Annotated in this window: 16 protein-coding genes and 1 other RNA gene; 11 read left to right on the forward strand and 6 right to left on the reverse strand. The window is 62.5% G+C overall.

Annotated features, from left to right (window positions below):
- Nucleotides 1-54: 54 nt before the first annotated feature.
- A complete protein-coding gene (locus GE300_RS14825) occupies nt 55-1020 on the forward strand; it encodes a metallophosphoesterase (protein WP_154447441.1) in 966 nt (321 codons plus the stop codon).
- Nucleotides 1021-1459: 439 nt separating this feature from the next.
- Here GE300_RS14825 and GE300_RS14830 read toward each other — a convergent pair whose 3' ends face one another.
- Nucleotides 1460-2404: a hypothetical protein gene (locus tag GE300_RS14830; RefSeq protein ID WP_154447443.1), complete on the reverse strand. Its 945-nt coding sequence runs from the start codon at nt 2402-2404 to the stop codon at nt 1460-1462.
- A 179-nt stretch (nt 2405-2583) separates the two neighbouring features.
- Between GE300_RS14830 and GE300_RS14835 the strand changes: the two genes are divergently transcribed.
- Nucleotides 2584-3012, forward strand: coding sequence for a potassium channel family protein (locus tag GE300_RS14835; RefSeq protein ID WP_154447445.1), 429 nt, complete (start codon nt 2584-2586; stop codon nt 3010-3012).
- A gap of 40 nt (nt 3013-3052) precedes the next feature.
- Here the strand turns inward: GE300_RS14835 and GE300_RS14840 are convergent, their stop codons facing one another.
- The 3 genes from GE300_RS14840 to GE300_RS14850 all read right to left on the reverse strand — a co-directional run bounded on the left by GE300_RS14840 (nt 3053) and on the right by GE300_RS14850 (nt 4305).
- Nucleotides 3053-3319, reverse strand: a complete 267-nt coding sequence (locus GE300_RS14840) for a hypothetical protein (RefSeq protein ID WP_154447447.1) — start codon at nt 3317-3319, stop codon at nt 3053-3055.
- Nucleotides 3320-3471: 152 nt separating this feature from the next.
- Nucleotides 3472-3705 (reverse strand): WGR domain-containing protein, encoded by a 234-nt coding sequence (locus tag GE300_RS14845; protein ID WP_154447449.1) that lies wholly within the window; start codon nt 3703-3705, stop codon nt 3472-3474.
- Nucleotides 3706-3807: 102 nt separating this feature from the next.
- Nucleotides 3808-4305, reverse strand: a complete 498-nt coding sequence (locus tag GE300_RS14850; RefSeq protein WP_154447451.1) for a hypothetical protein — start codon at nt 4303-4305, stop codon at nt 3808-3810.
- 95 nt (nt 4306-4400) lie between these two features.
- Here GE300_RS14850 and GE300_RS14855 point away from each other — a divergent pair, with 95 nt between their 5' ends.
- The 3 genes from GE300_RS14855 (at nt 4401) to GE300_RS14865 (ending at nt 6818) form a co-directional block, all read left to right on the forward strand.
- Nucleotides 4401-5240: a hypothetical protein gene (locus GE300_RS14855; RefSeq protein WP_154447453.1), complete on the forward strand. Its 840-nt coding sequence runs from the start codon at nt 4401-4403 to the stop codon at nt 5238-5240.
- Nucleotides 5241-5679: 439 nt separating this feature from the next.
- Nucleotides 5680-6441 carry a hypothetical protein gene (locus GE300_RS14860; protein WP_154447455.1) on the forward strand — a complete coding sequence of 254 codons (762 nt, stop codon included), beginning with the start codon at nt 5680-5682 and terminating at the stop codon, nt 6439-6441.
- Between the two features lie 164 nt (nt 6442-6605).
- The gene (locus tag GE300_RS14865) at nt 6606-6818 is read left to right on the forward strand and encodes a hypothetical protein (protein ID WP_154447457.1); all 213 of its coding nucleotides are present in this window, start codon (nt 6606-6608) and stop codon (nt 6816-6818) included.
- A 98-nt stretch (nt 6819-6916) separates the two neighbouring features.
- Here GE300_RS14865 and GE300_RS14870 read toward each other — a convergent pair whose 3' ends face one another.
- The gene (locus tag GE300_RS14870) at nt 6917-8020 is read right to left on the reverse strand and encodes a hypothetical protein (RefSeq protein WP_154447459.1); all 1104 of its coding nucleotides are present in this window, start codon (nt 8018-8020) and stop codon (nt 6917-6919) included.
- 199 nt (nt 8021-8219) lie between these two features.
- Between GE300_RS14870 and ssrA the strand changes: the two genes are divergently transcribed.
- The 3 genes from ssrA (at nt 8220) to GE300_RS14885 (ending at nt 10330) form a co-directional block, all read left to right on the forward strand.
- Nucleotides 8220-8669: a transfer-messenger RNA gene (gene ssrA / locus GE300_RS14875) on the forward strand.
- A gap of 27 nt (nt 8670-8696) precedes the next feature.
- A complete protein-coding gene (locus GE300_RS14880) occupies nt 8697-9539 on the forward strand; it encodes a Mom family adenine methylcarbamoylation protein (protein ID WP_233417053.1) in 843 nt (280 codons plus the stop codon).
- 62 nt (nt 9540-9601) lie between these two features.
- A complete protein-coding gene (locus GE300_RS14885) occupies nt 9602-10330 on the forward strand; it encodes an NAD-dependent deacylase (protein WP_154447461.1) in 729 nt (242 codons plus the stop codon).
- Between the two features lie 3 nt (nt 10331-10333).
- On the opposite strand, the gene GE300_RS14890 is transcribed toward GE300_RS14885, so the two are convergent.
- Entirely contained in the window at nt 10334-10498 is a 165-nt protein-coding gene (locus tag GE300_RS14890) for a hypothetical protein (RefSeq protein WP_154447463.1), read from the reverse strand.
- Between the two features lie 600 nt (nt 10499-11098).
- On the opposite strand from GE300_RS14890, the gene repA reads away from it, so the two are divergent.
- The 3 genes from repA (at nt 11099) to repC (ending at nt 14749) form a co-directional block, all read left to right on the forward strand.
- Nucleotides 11099-12358: a plasmid partitioning protein RepA gene (gene repA / locus GE300_RS14895; protein WP_154447576.1), complete on the forward strand. Its 1260-nt coding sequence runs from the start codon at nt 11099-11101 to the stop codon at nt 12356-12358.
- The gene (gene repB, locus GE300_RS14900) at nt 12334-13407 is read left to right on the forward strand and encodes a plasmid partitioning protein RepB (RefSeq protein WP_233417054.1); all 1074 of its coding nucleotides are present in this window, start codon (nt 12334-12336) and stop codon (nt 13405-13407) included. Before repA ends, repB begins: the two co-directional genes overlap by 25 nt.
- Nucleotides 13408-13669: 262 nt before the next feature.
- Entirely contained in the window at nt 13670-14749 is a 1080-nt protein-coding gene (repC, locus tag GE300_RS14905; protein WP_233417070.1) for a plasmid replication protein RepC, read from the forward strand.
- Nucleotides 14750-15036 lie beyond the last annotated feature (287 nt).

A 15036-nucleotide genomic window follows, 5' to 3' on the forward strand; every position in this document is an offset into this window, starting at 1 on the left:
GCGCCGGGCGTCTTCCCATATCCCACGACCACCTATCGCACCGAGGAGCCCGAAATGGTCAAGTTTCTCTACTGGTCCGATCTGCACCGCGAATTCGGCAGCAGCGACCACCCCGTTCCGTTCCCGGAGCCCACGCGGGACGTGAACCTGACCAATATCGACGCAATCCTGATCGCCGGCGACCTCCACGCTGGTGACGAACATGTCTCGAGCCTCGTCGAGATCGAGGAGCGCTGGGGCGTGCCGGTTATCTCGACGCGCGGCAACCACGCCTTCTACCACGACGACTTCGCGAGCCTGCCGGGGCGCCATGCGCGCCTGGCCGCGGAGGCCCGCACGCAGGGGCGCCGGGTCCACGTCCTCGATCGCGAGACGCTTGTCCTCGGCGATACGCGGATCCTCGGCGCGACGCTCTGGGCCGACTTCGAGGTGCTCCGGCCGAATCCCGATCGCCTCGAAGCGACGATGTACGGCGCACGGCACCTGATGAACGACTATCGCAAGGTGCTCGCGGAGCCGGATGGCGATCTGCTCATGCCGAGCGCGACCGCGGCCCAGCACCGTGCCGACCGCGCCTGGCTCGCGCAGGAGCTCGCCAAGCCCTGGGATGGACGCACCCTTGTCATGACGCATCACATCCCGGTGCCCGAGGCGCTCGCGCCCGAAGCCGGCAAGGGTGAGATGGCGCCGGCATATGTCTCTGACCTGCGCCACGACATGCTGCGCTTTCCGATCGATGCCTGGGTGAGCGGCCATTCGCACTGGGCGCGCCGCGGCACGCTGCCGGGCCTGCACGGGCCCGTGGCCTTCACCGCGAACATGCAGGGCTACCCGGGGCAGCACACGAACTTCGATCCCTATCTCGTGCTCGACATGGATGCGCCGACGCTGGGCCTCGAGCCGATCGGCATCGCCGATCCCTCGCTGAGGGACCTGCCCGGCGCAGAGGAAGTCCTGGAGGAGATCCGCGCGGAAGTTCCGGCGGAGGGCGGTTCCCGCCCCGGCGCTCCTATGCCATGATGCCGTGGGAGATCGATCACGGTGACTCCGCGGAACTGCGCCACGCCCATATGTTTGCCGGGGTCATGCCCGCTCGGGAGATGAACGCGCTGCGCGCGGAGGTGAGGCTACGCTCCCGGAAGTCCGGCCCCGCGGAATAATCCAGAAAAGAAACTGTTGCACCAACGTGACGACCGACGCCGGCCGAAACACTAGATATTGTGGGAAACACTTCAAACCGTGACAGATGTTGATCAAGGCTTCTGGACGCGACCTCACCTGCGGAGGTTATCGCTACGCTGCTCGGGCGATCCGGAAGTCTTCTGCCTGAACTGGGGCCCGGCTCGGGGGGGCTGGGCCCACTTTTTTCCCGCTTGCACTCAGTGCAGCAGGTCGCTCCGCGGTTCGTGGCCGCCTCGCGGGAACACTCGTTCACCGCGAGCCAGGTCGGATGCCGCCGCTAGAATCCGCAGGTTCTCTGGATCCAGGTGGCCACTCCCGGGACGCAAAGCTCCTCGAGTTCCGGTTTGTGCATCTCGCTTGGTTCTGCACTTGCCATCCATTTCAGTACAGGCAGGGGGTCGACGTCCATCAAGACGAGATACTTGCCGATCTGATCGTAGATCTCGTCATCCAGCGGCACGGCACCAGATGTCGTATACACGCGGTGAAATCCGAGGTGTGGCCCGGGTCCCATCCAGATCCTGCGCTCAGTCCCGCCCATGAAGGCCAGCGGGCAAGCTGAGTAGCAAGGACCGTGCAGGGTGGTCGCGAGGCCTCGCATCCTGATCTCCATGCCGATCAGGATGGCATCCATGACGCTTCCCCCTGCACTGCCGAAAGCAATGGTAGCAACGCCTTGATGGTCGTCCAGGGCCTCGGTGAAGCGCTCGTGGATACCCCAGTCGATATCGCCGTACACGAGCAGTGTGCCATCCCTGACCGAGAAGTCACCGTGCAATTCGGGATCGTCGATGTAGGCTGACACTGGTATGCCGTGTTCACCAACGCACTCAAGGTTCCATAGACTCTTCTTCTGAATTTCGGTCATTGAAGTAGCATTCCGCGCAGCAGCGACCCATGAATCGAGAAAGACCGCATGCTGCATGATCTCCATGGGGTCGGCCTGTACCGTTCGCGGCGGATCCTCGAACGTTTCCGCCTGCCTGATTTCGCTCTGGAAGCCGAGCATTCTGCCGATGATCGCGCAGATGTGCCTCTCATACCCAATTCCATGCAGGGCGCTACCAGGATGCCCGGAGCCCAGGCTCAAGGCGAAATCGTAGTATGCTGAGCTCTTCTCGCTCACGGCCGCGATTGCATTGCTCCAGGACGTTTGCGCTGAGAGGATACTCGGAGCGATGAGCAGGATGCTGAAAGCCAGAATCCGGGGAAATATCTTCATGCTCGCGACTCCTGAACAACCGGCAGTAGTCGCAAGCTATTCGCAGGAGCTTCCCCTGGGAAGAGCCGCAAACAGATCCGCAACTTCGCCAATCCTCCTGGTGCGTCAGGCTCGGCCCGAGCGCATTGGGATGCAACAAACCGGACCCCGTACCCGTTGAGGCCAGAATGGGAGGCGTCATGGCATTCGTCATAGGCTTGGCACTTGTTGCGTTGATGGGGGCGCTCCATCACCTCTCGTTGCGGGCGCTTGAGCGCGTCAGTGGCTATGATCGAAACCAGCCAAACCTGACGATCCAGATCGTTTTCCTTGGCCTCCTGGGCATCCACGCTCTCGAGATACTCATTTGGGCGGGAGCATACCGTATCTTGCTTGGCTGGGGTGTCGGAGATCTTACCGGCGCCTACAACGGGACATGGACAGATCTCGTGTACTTTTCAGGGGTACAGTTCACGACGCTGGGATACACCGACATCACGGCCCTGGGCGACATTCGCCTGATCGCCCTCATGGAGGCGCTTGGCGGCTTCATGGTGCTGACCTGGTCTGCGACCTACCTATATTCTGCCTGGCAGCGCGCATTCCGGTTGGTGAACCAATCCAGCTAGTCTACCGCCAGGTCAGCACGATGCGTATCGGCCATCGCCTTCAGTCTTCGGGCTTGCTGAAGGCGCAAGGCACCCAGAGCGAGATGCGGTCATCGAGACACCAGCCACGGCTCTCGAGTTTGCCGGCGTGGCGCGCTCGGACAGCGCAGGCTTCGGGGTACGCACGCCGCGACGAGCCGCGCCCCTGGCACGAAGCGTCCGCCTGGCGCCACTTGGCGATGACCTGCTGGTCGGTCAGGTTCGAGGCGGCTGCCGGAGTGCCGGCGGCGGCCAGGATTGCAATGGCTGCGATGATCACCGGTTTCACGATGGCCTCCCGTTTCCGTCTTGAGACTATCATGGGGGCGGCCTGTGAAAATCACGAGATCAAAGTCAAGCTTTATTTTTCCACAGGTTCTCAAGGATCGGCAGGAGCCGGCTCCTCGATTTTCCCTGGGCATCGCGATGACTCCATCAGCATCACTTTCGGCGAAGCCGGTATCCGTGCTTGAGGCGCAGCGACAGGATCTTCCGACCGAGCTCCTCGCACCTGGCAACGGACCCCGAGCCGCGGATCGCCACCCTGCCCCGCCGGCCGATACGCCCCCACTGCACCATGACGGCGCCGTCCTCGAAGAGATCGGACGTGGTGCGGATCGAGTAGTAGCGGAAGCAGTCCGACTCCGGATCGACCTTCTCGAGATAGATGTCCAAGGTCCCCTCCCCCGGCGCACTCTCCAGGTCGAGGTAGACTCCGTTTTCGTTTGCGGATCAACTTGTTTTTTCGGAGAGGGCGCGTCCGACCTCGGGTGCTGTCTAGTCCGGGGCGATCGGCGCCGCCCGCTCGCACGCTTGCGACCATTCCCTGCGAGCCGCGTCGCGCCTGACGCGCAAGATCTCGAGCTCCCGCTCCTTTTCGTGGATCTCGTCCTCCATCGTTTCGATGGCGCGCAAGTCCCAGTCTGCCGGTCCATCGGGGCATTCGATGGTGGCATGCTCCTCGAGAAGACGGACCGTCTCATCGTCCAGCCTGACGATATCCTCGCCACCGACGACGAGCTTGAACGCGCGCGATCCGGGCTTTCTGTCGCGAACTCTCTCGATCACCAGCGCCTGCTTTTCCACCTCGGGGGATTTGTGGCGGGCGTGCAGCGCAAAGCGAAGGCCTGTATGCTCGCCCGAAATCGCATGTGCAATCCGTTCGGGAATGTAGACCAGCGCCCGATCGCCGCCCCAGGCATCGCCTCCCTTGAGAAAGAGGCCGGCACCCCGCCGTCTCAGCGACGCTCCGGAGAGCTTCAGGATGAGGGTCATTGCAATCTCCCGTTTTTCGCACTCTTCAAGATATACTTGTGGTCCCGAAAGCGCACCTGCGGGCGCCCGAACTCGAAAACAAGAGGAAATGCTGAATGGGAAACCTGGTCACGAACAGGATCAACTTCGACCTTTCCGGAAAGCCCTGCCTGGAAGATGAGCTGCGGGAGATCTGCGCGCGCATATCGCCGCAAGACCCAGCGCAGCTCGTGGCCGGGATTTTCGCTGGCGGGCGAGTGCCGACCTCTCTCGATTTTCGCATTGCCAGCCCCGAGCCGGAAGACATACGCGGCATGAAGATCGACAAGGACTTCGATGTCGGTCTGGCGATTGTCTCCAGGGACCGGGACTACATCGCGTTGTGGGACGAAGCCATGGACGCTGGCGTTGCCGCGATGCCTCCCCACATGCAGCGCACACGCCATTCGGTTCTTGCAGCCGCGGGGCTCGCCGGCCTTTCGGAGGCTGAGCTCCTGGCGTACGGTGTCTCCGCATTGCCCGATGCATTCATGGCCGCCGCAAGATCGGCGCGGTTTTTCGAGAAAACCGGCGCGTTCGAGCCGATCACATGGCGCACGCAGCGCTGGGGCGTTCGGGCGCACTCGCCCGAGGCCACGCTCTGGCTGGAAGGCGATGCGCTGTCCATGCGCTTCGATACGGTCAACGGCGCACCGGCGCAGTGGCTGGAAGTACTGGCCGAGGCCCTGCCCCGCACCGTGTTCGCGGGCGCCTCGTATGACCAGGACACCGACTATTCGGCATCGTTCGCCACGGAAGGAGATGGCGAGCTTTCCTTTGCGGAGTCCGATGACCCGGACGGCGTCCTGGCCGCCCGCTCAATCGTATCCGGTCTCTCGGCGGAAGATCTGCTGGCCGAGGATGAGGCGCTCGACGGCGGCGACGCGGATGATGGTGGGCCGGATGATGGTCCGTAGGCCCGGATCGCCGATTTGCGAAAAATGATATTTTTTATCTTTCGGTGTTGCACGCCGAAAAGATTTTGCCTATCTTTTTCACAGCACCGATACCTCGGCGCATAGACTTCAGGAGATACTCGTCAGCTTCTCCCACCAATCCTGCGGATTGGAAGGAGCTTGCTTTGAAGAAGGGAGGAAGTTTCCAGGCTGACCAGAGTCAGCGGCAGATGCCTTCGGGTTGAAGCCGCTACGTTGTCGCCAGGTCAAAGACCGACGTCGGGGTGCTTCACCAGCTCCGACCTCTCGAAGCCTCGAATGCAGACATGGGTCGGGAGACCCACGAAACGGTTCGAGGCGGAACGCCGGGCGGCAACTTTCTCGAGGTGAGACGGCGCGGGGCCTCCTCGTGTCGCGTTACAAGGCCCTTACGGGCGCATACAAAGGAATGGAGAAGGCAATGACGAAATTCCTCACCAGCACCGCCGCCGCCGCCTGCCTGTTTGCTCTTGCCGCGTGTGGAGGTGGTGCCGGCTCGGGTGGTGGAGCGTCTCCCACGCCGGTGAGCGCGCCGACCAAGTCCAGCTCGACCGCGGACATGATCGCCTTTGCCGAAGATGGCGGAACCTCCGAAGCCATCACCGCAACCCCTTCGTCGACCGGCCCGGGCCCGATCACCCGCACGACGCGCTCGGTGACGGTGGATGGCAAGGTGACGACCGTCATGACGGACGCGACTTCCGAAGGAGTCGTGGGGATCGTGGAACTCACGAAGGACGGCGTTGCGACCTACCGCTTCAATGATGACGCCGCAATCGTGACGGGCGCGGCAAGCGGTCGCTATGCAGGGCGCACCAATGCCACGTACCGGCTCGACAATGGCTCCTCCGAAGTCTCCGGCGACGGAAGCTTCAACCTTGTGCTCGACACCGGCACCGGTGAGGCGAACTACGGACTGACCGTCTACGCCGACGACGGAAGCTCGAGCGTCGAGGCCTATGGCGCTGCCGCCTACGCGAACGGCCGGTTCGACGAAACGAATGACGGCGTCATCCTTCGCGACGAGAACGGGACCGTGATCCGGACCAACGAGGAACTGACGATCGATGGCGCGATCATCGGATCCGACGCGGTGAACGCCGCCGCCGGGACCATCGTCGGCGAGACGGGAACCGGCTTCATGATCGACGGCGTGTTCATGGCCGGCCAGGCTCCGAAGTAGGCGACCGGCCGTACATGGAGAACGCAGGGGCGCCCCACCGGGCGCCCCTTTTCGTTTGGAATGCGAGCAGTGCGCAAACTGGCGGTCGATTGCTGTGGACAGGGACTTCAGGGCCCCGGCGGGGAGCGTATCTCCTGCCTGGGAGTCACCTTCAGGGAAGAGCAATGCTGAAAGTCACCGCCTCGATGACGGCAATCGCCCTAATGGCAGGCTGCAACACGCTCTCCGGCCTGGGCAAGGATGTGACCGGAGTGGCGGAGTGGACCAAGGGGGCCATCACCGAAAGGAGGAGCGGCGGCTCCGAACCCTCGCTCCCCGCCTACAACCCTGCCCCGGAATATTCTTCCGGGGTTCCGGCGTTGGGGTCCGCTTTCTGATCGGCCCGGTCGCGAAAGTGAACCTCCTCGCCCTGAGGGACAAGGCTTCCGCTGCCCGCGGCGGCCCGCATTGAGCCGTCGCACCGCGGGCGAAAAGATCAAAGAACGATTTCCTCCTCGACATCGAGGGACCAGATTTCCTCGAGACGCGTGCGGACGGTATTGCAGGCCAGCCCCATTTCGATTGCCCGCTGCTTCCGCGACAGATCCTGGTCGAGAACCTTTACTGTTGTCCATAGCGACCGAAGCTCGTCATCCGGCATCGTGACGAGGTTCTCGCGCAGTTCCCCGATTCCGGAAAACGCTGCGGGATGTCCACGCCAGCCGTGCAATACCAAGGTGCCATTGTTCGGTCCCGTGGTGTTCAGGTTGCAAGCGGCGTCCTCCATCTCCAGGACGGAGAAGTCCTCCGCCAGGTAGCTTGAGAGGGCAAGGTCGCACACCTCCTCGAAAAGCTCTTCCCGGGTGGAGAGTTCCGTGAGCCAGCGCTTGTCGAACTCCCGGGAGACCTCGTCGAATCCATCGATGCGCCCGGACCTGTCCCAGTTGTAGTTCATGCGGATATCCCAGCTCAGCGCCATGCCGCCCCGGACGCGGGACATGGGGTGCAGCAGGATATCATTGACCATTGCCTCGCGGCTCGTGGCCGGCAGATGATACGCGCCTTCGGCATGCAGGGCGCGGGTGAACTCGTCGCGATTGTCCCGGTCCTGAGGCCGGCGAAGCCCGAGCATGACCTGGCGCGCGAAGTTGCCATTGTCCGGTTCGCCCGCCCGCGTGTCGATATCGTGGGCGACACCCTTGTAGTAGTCACTGCGATAAATGAAATCCGAGAATTGCTTCCATTTCATGCGCGAGATCGCGTCGAATGCACTGACTTGCCGGCTGGAAGCGCCACCGACGCCGGTTGCCTGGCGGCCGTAGTCTTCGACGAGGACGGCCATGTTGTCATTGTCGAGAATGACGACACCATTGCGATTGAAGTTCGGAGACTGCGAGTCCTCGCCCTTTGCCACCGCCACGAGGACCGTGAAGCTGCGGGAGGCGTCGCCCCTGGTCGCAAAGAACAGGTTCTTTTTCAGCTCACGTGCGTGGACATACTGCCCGGTAGCGGCCATCTCCTCGCCATTCATGAAGACGGGTTCGACGGCTTCCTGCGGCTGGTGTTTCGAACGAACTTGGTCGTCATTCGCAATCTGCATTTCTGTCCCTCGTGGTCTCATGCCAGTTGATATGAGCTTGTTAGTGTTGAACCCGGAAAACTCGTGACTTTGCGAAAAAACGAATCGCATGTCCTTCTTGGCCCATCACGGGCGGGACGGTCAACAAACAATTTTCAACCCAGGCGGGAAAAACTATATCCAAAGATCATGCTGCCCCGAGACTCCGAGTCTGCGAAAAACAGTTGAACTTTTTCTTCGTGATGTATACTGTTCCCGTGTCCGGTTCGTCCGGGCTATGGCGATAAACGCACCTGAAGAGATGGACCGGACCCGGGGGCGGTACCCGGCGGCTCCACCACAGGCGGTTCGTCGCGGGCGACAGCAAGACGTCTCCCGCACGAAGGCGCCCGATGAAGATCCGGAATGGCGTGCCATGCGCCGATCGGGACTTCCTGCGGCAGCGAACCGTCGGTGATGGGGCCGAAACAGGATCGACGGACGTAGGGACAGGAACGCTTTCGCTCGGTGAGATACCACCGTTATCGGTTCGAACTTGAGAGCTGCCAACACCAACGCTGCTCCGGTCGCCCTCGCCGCTTAAGCGGTACGGGTAGACCACCCTCAACTCCTGCCGGTTAGCCCCGGCGGGCGGGGCCCGCAGGGAGCCTGGCAACAGAATCCCTGCGCACTTCCACCTGCTTCTCGAAGGTTTCCAATGTCCGCGCTCGCTTTCTCGAGATCCCAGCGCTGGCGCGAGCGCCGCGCGAAATTCGTCCCCGATGCCGGCACTTTCGATCCCGCCTGTTTCTCGGTCGATGTCATCTCCTGTGCCCGCGAGGCGAAACCCTTCGTGATCGAACACCACTATTCGGGATCCTTCCCCGCAACCCGGCTATCGTGCGGTCTGTTCCGGAACGGCCCTGGTGGCCGGGCGGAACTCGTCGGGGTAGCCGCTTTCGCGGTGCCGATGAACAATGCCGCCATTCCGAAGCACACCGGGCTCGAAGACGCCGCCGCGGGCGTCGACCTTGGCCGCCTCGTCCTGCTCGACGATGTCGAAGGCAACGCAGAGAGCTGGTTCGTTGCCCGCGCGTTCCGCCTGTTGAGGTGCGAAAAACGCACGGTTCAGTCGGTGATCGCCTACTCCGATCCACTGCGCCGGGTGTCGCGCGACGGCACGGTCACGATGCCCGGCCATGTCGGCATGGTCTACCAGGCGCTCTCGGCGACTTGCCGCGGCCGGTCCGCGGCCAGAACGAACCTTCTTCTTCCTGATGGGCGCGTCCTCTCGCCGCGCGCTCTCTCGAAGATCCGCCGAATGGACCGCGGCTGGATCTATGCTGCGCGGCAGATCATCGATGCCGGCCTCTCCCCCCGCGCCGCGGGCGAGGCGCCTGCCGACTGGCTTGCACGGCTGGTCGAGGCCGGAGAGCTGCGGCGCAGCCGGCATCCCGGAAACCTCGTCTACACCTTCCACCTGACGCGCGCCGCGAAGCTCGCCGCGCGCAAACTTCCCTCCCTGCCCTATCCCGGGCCGGAGGTGGTCGTTGCGGCCTGATCCTTGGCGCGGGCGATTCGATCCGGCACGTCCGGTCAATTGCGAATATTAGGAACTCCAAGATGATCATCATTCTCACCGGTGCCGGCATCTCCGCGGAGAGCGGCGTGAAGACCTATCGCTCCGACACCGGCCTCTGGGAGCAGCACAGCATCGAGGACATCGCGACACCGGAGGGGTTCGAGCGGGATCCCGGCAAGGTCCGCGCCTTTTATGACGCTCGGCTCGATGCCGTGCGCGCGGCCGAACCCAATGCCGCACACCTCGCCCTGTCGCGCCTCGAGCGCGAAAGCCAGGTCCCGGTCCTGGTCGTGACGCAGAACGTCGACGATCTGCATGAACGCGCGGGATCACGGCGCGTGCTTCACATGCATGGACGTCTCGGCGCACCCGTCTGCGCCGGTTGCGGCGCCGGGTTGCCAGGCGAACGCCTCGAAGGCCAGCCCCCCTGCCCCGCCTGTGGCGGCCAGGCACGGCCGGACATCACCTTCTTCGGAGAACAGCCAAAGCATCTCGAGGAAATCGCGGAAGCGCTGAGCCAGGTGACGATCTACATCTCGATCGGGACCTCCGGCGAGGTCTTCCCGGCCGCGCGCTTCGTGCGCCGGGCCCGCAAGCGCAAGGCGCGCCGGATCGAGGTGAACATCCGCCGCACCCGGATCACGAACGATCACCGCGAGCTTCGGCACGGGCCGGCGAGCATCGAGGTCCCGACGCTCGTGCGAGAGATCCTGGCGGAGCAGCTGGAGCTGGACCGGCAAGAAGGCGCTGGCCCGGACGGGCAGAACTAGCCGCTACCTGGCGGGCTTCTTTCCGCTCTCGATCCGCTCCTTCAGCCAGGCATCGCGCCTCTCTTCTTTCGCCTGGGCTTTGCTCCACGCTTCTTTCCATTGCTCAGCCGTCGAGTTCTCCAGGCCTTCCAGGATTTTTTTCCGGGGGCCGGTCTTCTTGTCATTCATCTTCCATTGTCTCCCGCTTGGTTGCATGAAGCAGGGCAGCTTTGACGCCAGTAGCCTCGGTCAAAACCTTCAACGCGCCCTCCCAGCCCCCAGCCTTGCAGGCTGCATCGTGAATCGCATGCAAATGGTCGGGCCGGGGAAAAATCGGCATGGCTCAGAGTACAGACAGATGCCGGTTTGGCAAAGCCGTATGCGGCCTGGTCCATCGCCCCGGCGAGTAGCGCACCGAGTCGCCAATTCATGAAATCGTCCGGGGAATACGGAGCAGTGGGACGGATACCGTGTAGAGCGCCACACCCAGCCGAGCCGGCAAACCCGAACGAATCCATGCTCTTCTCGTACTTTCCGAAAGTGCCCCCTGAACTTTTCCAGGTCAGCAGTTTTCGAACCACCCCGGCTCTCCATGATTGTCTTGAAGTTTCCGCAACTTGAGGAGGTGCGCTTGTATCGCGCCTGAACAGCTTCTTCTGTGAATCCCTGTTTCTGGAAGAAAATCGTTGCTCTGGCGCAAACCTCGTGGCAATCACGTTACTAGCGGTGGCGAGTGAGTTTTGCATCGCCTAGCGCTAAGAGCCAATAATGGCCGCACACGAGGCACAAATGAACAGGCACCTCCCTACGAGCAGGAGTCAAGTCAGCGTAGATACGATCCACCGCTACGCCGATGCTCTCGCCCAATCCCTCGACGAGGAGATGCGCAAGGCTTACAGGCCAAGCGAACGCAAGACCTTGCGCCGCTTCAGCCCTGGCGAGGTCTGTGAACTCACCGGGCTGACCCCGGGCAATCTTCGCGCGCGGCACAAGGATGCCTCCTTTCCGGATGTCGAAACGGACGCCCGCGGCTTCCGGACCTATTCGGCCGAGGACATCAATGCCATTCGGGACATCATGTACCGGACCGGCCGCGACGGCGACATGTATCGCCCGGGTCGCCGGGAGGACGACGAGATGCAGGTCATCAGTGTCGTGAACTTCAAGGGAGGCTCATCCAAGACGACGACGACGGCACACCTGGCTCAGCGCTTTGCCTTGCGCGGCTACCGGGTGCTCGCGATCGACCTGGATCCGCAGGGCTCCCTCAGCACGTTCTTTGGATTCCGCCCCGAGCTGGACTTCGAGAGCGAGGATGCGCTCACGATCTACGACGCCATTGCGTACGAAGACAAGGAGACCGGATCCCGGCGCGCGGCCTTGCGCGAGGTGATCCGGAAGACCTACTTCACGAACCTCGACATGTGCCCGGCGAGCCTGATGCTTTCCGAGTACGAGACAGAGACAGCAAACGCGCTGAGCCAGAATGCCGCCGGGCGCGCGCGCCACTCGATTTTTGCCGTTCGCCTGAGCGAAGCGCTCGAGACTGTCCGTGACGACTATGACCTGGTTCTCGTCGACTGCCCGCCCCAGCTCGGCTTCACCACGCTAACAGCGCTTGCTGCGTCCACGGGCCTCCTGGTCACCGTGGTGCCCGGCATGCTCGACATCGCCAGCATGAGCCAGTTCCTGAAGCTTGCGGCCGAGACCATGAACGCGATCAGCAAGTCGACGGGCCGCGATCAGGAGTGGGATTTCGTCAAGTTCCTGGTCACCCGGTTCGAACCGTCGGACGGGCCACAGATGCAGATGGCGAGCTACCTGCGTCACATTCTTGGAAAACAGGTCCTGATCAATCCGATGCTGAAATCGACAGCGATCAGTGACGCCGGGATGACGCACCAGACCATCTACGAGGTGGATCCCAAGCAGCTCGTGAAGTCTACGCTCGACCGAGCACTCGGAAGCATGAATGCAGTCGCCGACGAGATCGAAGGCGTTATCCAGGATGCATGGGGGAGAGAATGGCACGCAAACTCTTCGGCATGATTGAAGCCGGCGCCAAGGGCGTCGTCGACGAGGACGAAGTCCTGGATGCAGGGGATGCTGCCGAGGCGACATCCCCTGCCCCGCGCGTTGGCGGCAGAGCAAGACCAAGCCAGGATAGTGGCGCTACAAGCAACAGGATCCTCTCCGCCTCCCGGTTGAGCAAGGGCCTGATGGACCTTCAGTCGCACACCGTTCGCGACCTCGATCCTGACTCCATCATTTCAGGCGGAATGCTGGACCGGCTCAGTGCCGAGGACGACGGCATCGCGCGGCTCTCGGAGTCCATCCGCGAGCATGGGCAGCATGTCCCCGTGCTCGTGCGCCCCATGCCCGGGGAGGTGGACCGTTTCGAGATCATCTATGGCCGGCGGCGTCTCGCTGCCATTCGCCGTCTGGGCGGAGACATGACGGTCAAGGCCATCGTCCGAAACCTGCCGGACGAAGACGCGGTCATTGCCCAGGGCCAGGAGAACAACCAGCGCCTGGACCCATCGCATATCGAGAAGGCGCTCTTCGCGCAGGAGCTGCGGCGCAAGCAGTTCTCGAATGACGTGATCCGAGAGGCGTTGAATGTCGACAAGTTCGCTGTTTCGAAGCTGGTGAAACTGGCTGAAACGGTGCCTCCGGAGTTGATCGAGATGATCGGCCCCGCCCATGACATTGGACGTCGTCCCTGGACACAGCTCGCGGAGCTCATCACCGCCGGAAAGGCTGACGTCATCGCGATTGCCGCTGAAGCCCTCGAGAAATCCGAGGCCTCCGCGAGCTCGGATCGGTTCCGTGCTGTCATGGATGCCATGAAGCGCGCCTCTATTGCTGCATCGCAGCAAAATGTTGCAGCGCAACAGTTGGTCCATGGACCAACTGAGCGGGTCGTTGGCGATCCCGAGCAGGGCCCCCGCCTCCACTTCAAATCGAGTCGCTCGGCTGTAAGCCTGAGGTTCGATACCAAGGAAGATCCCGAATTCAGTCGCTGGTTGGAGGAAAACGTCGACGACGTCGTCTCAGACCTCCAGCAGCGCTGGAAGCGCGCGACCAAGGCTCAGTGAGCCCGGGATCGCCGCCAACTTTGTGAAAAACCGAGCAGCAGAAAGGAGCACGACAAGAAGGCCGAAAAAAGAAAGAGCCCCCCGAAGTATCCCCCGGAGAGCTCCTAGACAAAATAGTCTCGCAAACTCCGTCTAGCAGTTTTCCCAGTAAGCCGTCAAGCAGCCGATTCGGTTGCCCGGTATCCTGTTGCCTCAATGCGGGTCTCCCGCGGCAATGGGGGTAGCTTCTTGTGGCCAACGGTCCTCATCGTGAATGAACAGGATGGAACAATTCGCTTCACCCCGCGCCTCTCGCGCAGGGGTCAGGGCAGGTGTGCCTGCTCGAACCCCTGAAGAGTTCTGGAAGGTCTTCAGGAGCCTCGTTGAGGCCCGAGTACACTTCGGGGTCAGCTCCCAGGCCCTTGCAACTCTCCGCGCCCTGGTAAGCTTCCTGCGCGAGGGAGAGGGTCAGGTGGTCTATGCGTCCAACCGCACGATTTCCAGCCGCGCCGAAGGTCTCTCCGAGCGGACCATCCGCCGGCACGTCGGCAGCCTCGTAGCCGCGGGACTGGTGCAGCGGAACGATAGCGCCAACGGGAAGCGTTTCAGGATCGACTGCCCGGAAGGGCCTGCCGAAGCATTCGGAATCGACCTGTCTCCGCTCGTGAAGCGCGCAGGCGAAATTGCTGAGGCTGCAGCCAGCCTGGCACGTGAAAGGCAGCGGATCACCTTCTACCGAAAGCGGCTGTCTCGCCTCATCTACGACCTCGGTTGTGCCGCGGGCCAACTCGAGGAAGCTGAAGCCTACCGCCCTGCCCTTCGCAGGAAGCTTTCATCCACCCAGCTCGAGCAACTCTGCAATGAGCTCACCGCCAGGCTCGCCGAGCATCAGCAGGTATCGGATGAGCCCGAGATTTCCCCCCTGCCCTCCTCTTTCACATCACCGGTTCTGTCCGCCAATGACAGTCAATCTGTCCGCCACAAGATCAACTCAGAACACGAAATACCTGATTCTGAAGAAACGCGCGAAGACGGTTCTGAATCACACGATGCATCGGGATTGCTGAGAAAGATCCAGAGAGCCTGTCCGAATGCGATGGCGTATGCCTCCGCACCTCCATCAAGCTGGGCGGCTCTGGAGAGTCACGCATGGACGCTGGCAGGCTGGTGCGGGATCGGGCAAGACCTGATCGCCGGAGCCGTGAAGCGAAGAGGACGAGAACAGACTGCCCTCACCGTGCTGCTGGTCGCCGAACGCCTGGAGAAGATCAGGAACCTCCCGGCCTACTTCAACTCCGTAACCGTCGGGAAGAAGGCCGCTGACTTCAACCCCGTGAAGCTGCTCGAAGCCGCGGCGCCGTGAGCATTCTGGTGAAGTTGGTCCATGGACCAACCGGGCTCGATCCAATGCGCCGATGGACATGTGCGCCATTCATTGACTGGGAGGCATTCGTGTTGCCTGGATCACCGCTCCAGACCAGGCCGCCTTGTGGCCTGCGCCGACCTGAAGCCCGAACCGGGACCCCGAGTTGGTCCATGGACCAACCGTGGCACCCGATGCCCCGCACCGGCCGGCGCATGATCAACCGCGATACGAAGGATGCGACACAGTCCAGAAGGAACCAGCGTCGCGCCATGGCCCGACATCAG

This window comes from Halovulum marinum (assembly GCF_009697225.1).
GTDB lineage: Bacteria > Pseudomonadota > Alphaproteobacteria > Rhodobacterales > Rhodobacteraceae > Halovulum > Halovulum marinum.

Excerpts from the sequence above, each read along its gene's own strand:
- GE300_RS14825 (WP_154447441.1), top strand. The coding sequence starts at position 55 with ATGGTCAAGTTTCTCTACTGGTCCGATCTGCACCGCGAATTCGGCAGC.
- GE300_RS14830 (WP_154447443.1), bottom strand. The coding sequence starts at position 2,404 with ATGAAGATATTTCCCCGGATTCTGGCTTTCAGCATCCTGCTCATCGCT.
- GE300_RS14835 (WP_154447445.1), top strand. The coding sequence starts at position 2,584 with ATGGCATTCGTCATAGGCTTGGCACTTGTTGCGTTGATGGGGGCGCTC.
- GE300_RS14850 (WP_154447451.1), bottom strand. The coding sequence starts at position 4,305 with ATGACCCTCATCCTGAAGCTCTCCGGAGCGTCGCTGAGACGGCGGGGT.
- GE300_RS14855 (WP_154447453.1), top strand. The coding sequence starts at position 4,401 with ATGGGAAACCTGGTCACGAACAGGATCAACTTCGACCTTTCCGGAAAG.
- GE300_RS14860 (WP_154447455.1), top strand. The coding sequence starts at position 5,680 with ATGACGAAATTCCTCACCAGCACCGCCGCCGCCGCCTGCCTGTTTGCT.
- GE300_RS14865 (WP_154447457.1), top strand. The coding sequence starts at position 6,606 with ATGCTGAAAGTCACCGCCTCGATGACGGCAATCGCCCTAATGGCAGGC.
- GE300_RS14870 (WP_154447459.1), bottom strand. The coding sequence starts at position 8,020 with ATGCAGATTGCGAATGACGACCAAGTTCGTTCGAAACACCAGCCGCAG.
- GE300_RS14880 (WP_233417053.1), top strand. The coding sequence starts at position 8,697 with ATGTCCGCGCTCGCTTTCTCGAGATCCCAGCGCTGGCGCGAGCGCCGC.
- GE300_RS14885 (WP_154447461.1), top strand. The coding sequence starts at position 9,602 with ATGATCATCATTCTCACCGGTGCCGGCATCTCCGCGGAGAGCGGCGTG.
- GE300_RS14890 (WP_154447463.1), bottom strand. The coding sequence starts at position 10,498 with ATGAATGACAAGAAGACCGGCCCCCGGAAAAAAATCCTGGAAGGCCTG.
- repA (WP_154447576.1), top strand. The coding sequence starts at position 11,099 with ATGAACAGGCACCTCCCTACGAGCAGGAGTCAAGTCAGCGTAGATACG.
- repB (WP_233417054.1), top strand. The coding sequence starts at position 12,334 with ATGGCACGCAAACTCTTCGGCATGATTGAAGCCGGCGCCAAGGGCGTC.
- repC (WP_233417070.1), top strand. The coding sequence starts at position 13,670 with ATGGAACAATTCGCTTCACCCCGCGCCTCTCGCGCAGGGGTCAGGGCA.